The following is a 6074-nucleotide window of genomic DNA, read 5'->3' as shown; positions in this document are numbered from 1 at the left end:
TATTGAATCAGTGTAATTTGTGTATTAATAGTGCTGGTATTTTTAAAATTTTGAGATTTTAAAAAATTAATTATTTTTTCAATTGTTGAGTCAGTAGCTTCATCAGTAGATAGCATTAGTGAATGTGCTAAAGAGCGATAATACATAAGCTGAAATTTATTGTTTTTTGGATCTTGTACTAAAGCTTCATTGATAACTTGATTAGCCAAGCTGGCTTTTTTATGGGCCATCCGTTTATCACTCAAATAGCTCAGTAAATAACTTTGTTGCATATATAGGTTTGCTGACGTGTAAAAAAGGCTTGCATCACTAGGGTAGTCAGCAATCAATTTTGTGATTACGTCAACTGCACCTTCCAATATATTAACTGCTTCATTAAAGTTACTTAGCTTCTCTTCTGTTTTTGCAAGCCAACTAATCGTATCGGATTTATCTCGAAGTAAATCTTTGTTATTAGGTTTCAGTTTAAGCGCTTTATTTTTAAGTAAAAGTGACTCTGCAAAGTTCTTTTTTGCAGCGCTGTAGTTGGATTTTTCTATGTATAAAGAACCTAAAGAATTAGATGAATACGATAATTCCATAATGGAGTTAAAATCATTAGCTGCCAGCACATACATTTTTTTACTGTAAGCGTGGTATTTTTTAAACATTTGCTCAGTAGCTTGATGATCATTTTGATCATAAGCTAATTGACCTAGCCAAAAGGCATTGGCGCCTGCAAGCGTTAATAGCTCTAAGTTGTTAGGCTGTATTTTTAATAATGCCTCAAGACGGGTGCGGGCGTTTTCAAAGGCGGTAAAGGCTTCATCGGTTTTGCCGCGCGAATAAGCTACTTCACCCATTGCTTCGAGGGTTTGTGCGTACTGAAAACGGTTGTTAAATTGTGCTTTATTATCGCTAAAGCTAAAAAGTGAACTTGAATCGTCAGTTTGATCAGTAAAATACTCAAGTGCTTTATTACTAATACCATCAAGTAAGTCCATACGTTCAACGCTACGTAATTTATCGGCAAAGTCGCCGACCATAAACCCCAGTAAGCTTTCGGCCTCAAGCTGTTTTTTTTGCGCATGTTGTTGGGCTTTAAAACTAGTGAAGCTCATTAAAAACGCGGTAAATGTAAGTAAGCACAATAAAGTAACGGTCACTCGTTTTGCTCTTATTTTTGTTTTTGTTTTTTTTACAGAGCTTTTGATAAGAGCATGCTCGTTATCATCTAATTTAAACAGTTTGTCGTTAAGTAATAGCTGCGCTTCTTGTAGCGGTTTACCTGGCGCTAGGAGGTAAGCACTACTTTTACCTTCATCTATCCAATTTTGTGCTTGATGTTGTAAACGACTTTTTATTGCTAAGGCATCTTTATGGTCATTAATCCATTGTTTTGCGCGCGGCCATTGACGCAATAATGCCTCGTGAGCAAGACTAAAACAGGCTTCTTGGTTTTGTAAATGCGATACAAATAAACGGCTATCAACCATGGCTTGCACAAGCTCTTTTTGACTTGTGTTGGTTAATGTTTGCCAGCGGGCAGCGCGGCTCGTAATGGTTTTACCATCTGGGTTTAAAGTGATCAGTTGTGATAATACGCTTTTTAGTTGCTGCTGTTGCTCATTACTAAGGTCAATAAATATATCTTCTGCTTTTTTGCCTATGGCGCCCTCAATACCCCCGAGTTTTGTGTAAACACTGTGCAGTAGCTCGTTATTATCACTGCGCTGTAAGTACAGCTCTTGCAATGTGTATTGCAGCATGGGCAATGCATCGGGGTTATTGGCGGTATCGGCGCACAATATTTCATCCAGTGGTGTTTGGGTTTGTGGGTCATTGGAGAACGTTAAATTAGCGGTTAACGCTGGCAGGCGAATAATTTGTTGGAGTTCTTGGCGGTTTGGCGGTGTTAAATCGTAGTGCGCGCCATGAGCTTTGCCAGCCATTAAACTTGGTTGTTCAACCACTAAAGGGTAAAAGTCGTTACGACACGCACTAAATACAATCACAGCTTTAGAGATTGCTAAGCGCTCAATAACCGATAAGAAATGGCTGCGTGTTTCGCTACTAAATATAGGAGAAGAAAGCAGTACTTCTAAGCGGTCAATAAATAAAAATAACTGGGGTGTTTTAAGTTTTGTAGAGGCTTTACTAAGTGCAGCTTGTATGGCGTTAATTACGCCATCTATTGCCAATTCTAGTTGCTCTGCAAGTGTTTGCGCGCTTAATCCTTCAAACACAGGCTGGTCGTTTATATCCCAATCAAGTAATGCAGAAGCTAAGTCTAGAAAAAGTCTATTTTTATGCACATCTGCAAAGTCGATCTGGGTGTAGGAAATAACACCGATGCCATTATAGCCTCGCTCATCTAGCAGTTTTGGTAAAATTCCAGCATTAACAAGCGAGGATTTACCTGTACCACTAGGGCCAAGTATTAAGCAAAAAGCACGACCGTAATTTACCTGGCTAGATATCCTTTCCAGCAGGGTAGCTATAGATTGGGTACGGCCAAAAAAAACGTGGGTATCATTTGGGTTATATGCACGCAGGCCTAAGAAAGGGGATCCTCCCTGCCATGTACTTTTAGTGCTTGGGATAGGATCTGCTAACGGAAAAGATAATTTTGCAATAATGCGGTAGCCACGTTTACGGATAGTTTCAATATAATGTGGTTCATTGGCTTTATCACCGAGCGCTTTTCTTAGCTGAGTGATAGTTTTATGTAATGGATTATCGCCAATATCAGTATTTTTCCAACATTTATTGAGCAATTCATCGCTGCTTACAATGTCGCCATTTTGTTGACACAAATGCAATAAAACCTCCATCGCTTTGGGCTCTAACTGTTTGGCTTTACCAGTGAGTTGAATTGAGTTAGTTGAAGGTGTTACTTGCCAATCGCCTAGGTAGAAGGGGTTGCGCATCATCATTACTCATTATTGTTTTTTTATTATTAAAATTAAGTGCGTATTGATATTTATTAACACTATTTATATGGCAAATAAATCTATAACACAACTATTTGAGTTTATTCTGAGCAGAGGGGGGTAGTAAAGGATGAGCTTGCAGATATGCAAGCTCAAAATAAAAATAAATTAGCTTTCTAGGTCGGCTTTGTTAATTGTAATGACGCGTTGAGGGAATGGAATTTCAATATCAGCGTTATTAATTGCTTTATAAACACCACCGTTAATAGCCAGTTTAGTTTCGATAATTTTAGTAGTAGGCACCCAATATCGGTAGCTTATTGTAACACCGCTATCGGCGAAGCGTTCAATACCCACTTGTGATAACGGATTTTGTGCGACTAATTCATGTGCTTTAAGTACGTCTTCAATGAGGCTAATCGCGTTATCAGAGCATGCACTATAAGCTATATCTATTTCACCTTTGACCAATGAGTAACTAAATGAGTTATGAAGTATTTCACCCACTATGTGCTTATTTGGAATGGTGATTTCTACTTTTTCTTCATTGATTAAAATAGTGTAGCCAAGCTCAATTGTTTTAACTTGGCCGCTTACATTTTTAACTTCAATAGTATCACCAACAACAAAAGGTCGCGTGGCTATAATGGCAAGGCCTGCACCATAATTAGAAAGCATTCCTTGCAGCGCTAAACCAGCACCTAAAGATGCAGCACCAATGGCTGCTACAAATGGCGTAACGCTGATACCTATTTTGCCAAGTGCAATAATTATAACCATTACAATTAGCAGTACTTTTACCACGCTACTGACAAAGTTTGTGAGCGTAATATCAACGTTATGGCGGGTCATTAACGCGGCTACAAATTTGGCAAGCTTTTGTGCTATCCACAAACCAATGAGGACGATAAAAATAGCGCCAACAATTTGCATACTGTAGGTAACCATATACTCAGTAAGCATGGTGTAATATTTTTCAAACTGTTCGATTTCAGAACTGATCATAAAGCGCTCTATGTTAGGGCTATGTTGTATTTTTCCAACTATAGCAAAATGTTGACTAAAAATGGATATAACAGCGGCACTATAATCGCTGTTAATAAAGCACTTAGTGCCATTGCAACTGATGAGTAAGCGCCTACTTTTGGATGCTCAGCAATAGCAGCAGCTGTCCCAATTGCATGGCAGGCTGTGCCCATGGCAACGCCTTGAGATTCGTGATTAAAAATATTAATGAGTTTAAAAAGCATAAAACCAAATAAAGCGCCTAGTAAACCAATAAAAATAACTAAAGCCGCGGCAAGTGAGCTAATCCCTCCTAACGAGTCGGTAACAATTAAAGATATTGGGGTCGTCACACTGAGTGCGGCAACAGATGCACTTAGCTGCGCTGGCGAATTAAATAATATGCTTAGCAAAAATGCCACAACGGTTGCGTTAACAATGCCTAAGCTACATGTTGCGACTATAAGTAATAGATTTTTTCGTACGTGTGTAAACTGCTGATATAAAGGAAGCGCTAGAGCCACAATTGCGGGCTCTAATAACCAGCTTAGTAATTTGCTGTGCGTGGCAAATTGCGTATAAGGCAAATTTAGATTAACGAGTAATAAAGCAATAATACTAATACTTAAAAATACGGGGTTGGTGAGCGATTTAAATACGCTGCTTTTTATACTTTGGTTTACGGCCCTTAGCGCTAAAAATAATACAATAATAAAAGGAATACTTAGCCACCATAAATTAGGTTGTAGCTCTGAAATAGCGGAAAAAGTAAGATTAGTCATTATTTTCTTTTCCCTTAAAGTACGCAATTACACTGCTAACAAGCAATAAGGTAGTTATAGGAACAAGCACCACAACTGAGGCTAAAAATGCCCAGTGCGATTTTATAAGACCGAGATGCTCAATAAATCCCACACCCGCTGGAATGAAAAAGATAGGCATAATATTTAAAATAGGGGAGGCGCATGGTTTTACATGTTGCTCTTTTACAATACCCGATAAGAGTAAAATTAATAAAATAACCATAGCGAGTAACGGTGCAGGAAAGCTTCCACCAATAAAGTGCATAATGAGTTTAGCGCTGGCTAAACATAGTAAAATAATAGCGCTACTGAGCAGATATTTCATCAAAGTGGCTCACAGAAAAGGTAAGAGCTTAACTTTAACAAATCAAACTCTTTTATGCATTGTGCAATAGTCTACCAATGCTTTGTATTTGCGTAGGTTATATCCGCTTTTCCTTTTACTTTAGCAATTGCTTTTTTAGTGTTTGGGTTTAGCAGTAAGCGAATTTGGCTGAAAGTTTCTTTAGCGAGTATTTTTCGTTGGTTTGGTTTATAGCTAAGTTGTGTAACACGTTTAATTGCAGCAAGCGTATCGGGTGAGCGCTCAAGTAATGTATTGAGCATGTTTTGCGTGGCTTGTTGAGTATCATCGGTAAGCTGAGTAACTAAACCTAGCTCATTTGCTTGTTGTGCTGTGATTGGGTTTGCGTGGCTGGCAAGCCAAAGTGCTTGGTCACGCTTAACTAAACCGCTCATCATTACATTGGCGCCCATATCGGGGCACAAGCCCCAACGCGCTTCCATAATGGCAAGCTTGGCATCAATATGAACAATCCTGTAATCGGCACCCAGTGCTATTTGTAATCCTCCGCCTAAACAGTTGCCATCAATTTGTGCAATAACGGGCACACTCAGTGACTGCCAGCCTAATACTACTTTTTGCGCTAAATTTTGATTGCCAGGTAACCATTTAAGCAATAATTTTATAATATTCAATGGTACCGCCATTACGGCTGATATATCAAGCCCTGCACAAAAATGCTCGCCATCGCCTTTTATTACTACAGCACGAATACTGCGATCTCTTTTTATGTTTTTAATGGCTTTGTTTAGCTCTACAAACATTTCAAAGCTTAATGCGTTTTGTTTTTTTGCTCTGCTAAGCGTGACGGTTGCAATGCCATTTTGTTTTTCTAGTTTTATCATTACACACTCCTCTGACCTGTTAGTTGAGCTTATGTTGTTATAAGAATTAAGTAAAGTGACGGTATTTTTTAAATAAATGGAATTTATTGCTAAAGCTGTAGTCTTAAAGGGTTAGATTTAGATGAGAAAAAGCTAAACAATTAGAACTTGAGATAATAAAATTTTT

At 38.4% G+C, this 6074-nt stretch carries 5 protein-coding genes; all 5 read right to left on the bottom strand.

Annotated elements, in window-relative coordinates:
* The coding region (locus tag H5072_RS09770) for a winged helix-turn-helix domain-containing protein (protein ID WP_182693412.1) at positions 1–2912 on the bottom strand (2912 nt) is incomplete at its 3' end.
* Between the two features lie 168 nt (positions 2913–3080).
* Complete coding sequence (locus H5072_RS09765) at positions 3081–3917, bottom strand: mechanosensitive ion channel family protein (protein WP_002958733.1); 837 nt, start codon at positions 3915–3917, stop codon at positions 3081–3083.
* A 38-nt stretch (positions 3918–3955) separates the two neighbouring features.
* Positions 3956–4699: an LrgB family protein gene (locus H5072_RS09760; protein WP_182693411.1), complete on the bottom strand. Its 744-nt coding sequence runs from the start codon at positions 4697–4699 to the stop codon at positions 3956–3958.
* The gene (locus tag H5072_RS09755) at positions 4692–5045 is read right to left on the bottom strand and encodes a CidA/LrgA family protein (RefSeq protein ID WP_182693410.1); all 354 of its coding nucleotides are present in this window, start codon (positions 5043–5045) and stop codon (positions 4692–4694) included. Before H5072_RS09755 ends, H5072_RS09760 begins: the two co-directional genes overlap by 8 nt.
* A gap of 71 nt (positions 5046–5116) precedes the next feature.
* Positions 5117–5908: a crotonase/enoyl-CoA hydratase family protein gene (locus H5072_RS09750; protein ID WP_182693409.1), complete on the bottom strand. Its 792-nt coding sequence runs from the start codon at positions 5906–5908 to the stop codon at positions 5117–5119.
* Positions 5909–6074 lie beyond the last annotated feature (166 nt).

Source organism: Pseudoalteromonas sp. SR45-5 (genome assembly GCF_014163565.1).
GTDB classification, from domain to species: Bacteria; Pseudomonadota; Gammaproteobacteria; order Enterobacterales; family Alteromonadaceae; genus Pseudoalteromonas; species Pseudoalteromonas distincta.
The sequence above is the reverse complement of the archived record's forward strand: the minus strand, read 5'-3'. Positions and strand labels throughout refer to the sequence as shown.

What these genes read in the sequence shown, in the direction of transcription:
- H5072_RS09755 (WP_182693410.1), bottom strand. Translation starts at nt 5,045, where the DNA reads ATGAAATATCTGCTCAGTAGCGCTATTATTTTACTATGTTTAGCCAGC.
- H5072_RS09765 (WP_002958733.1), bottom strand. Translation starts at nt 3,917, where the DNA reads ATGATCAGTTCTGAAATCGAACAGTTTGAAAAATATTACACCATGCTT.
- H5072_RS09760 (WP_182693411.1), bottom strand. Translation starts at nt 4,699, where the DNA reads ATGACTAATCTTACTTTTTCCGCTATTTCAGAGCTACAACCTAATTTA.
- H5072_RS09750 (WP_182693409.1), bottom strand. Translation starts at nt 5,908, where the DNA reads ATGATAAAACTAGAAAAACAAAATGGCATTGCAACCGTCACGCTTAGC.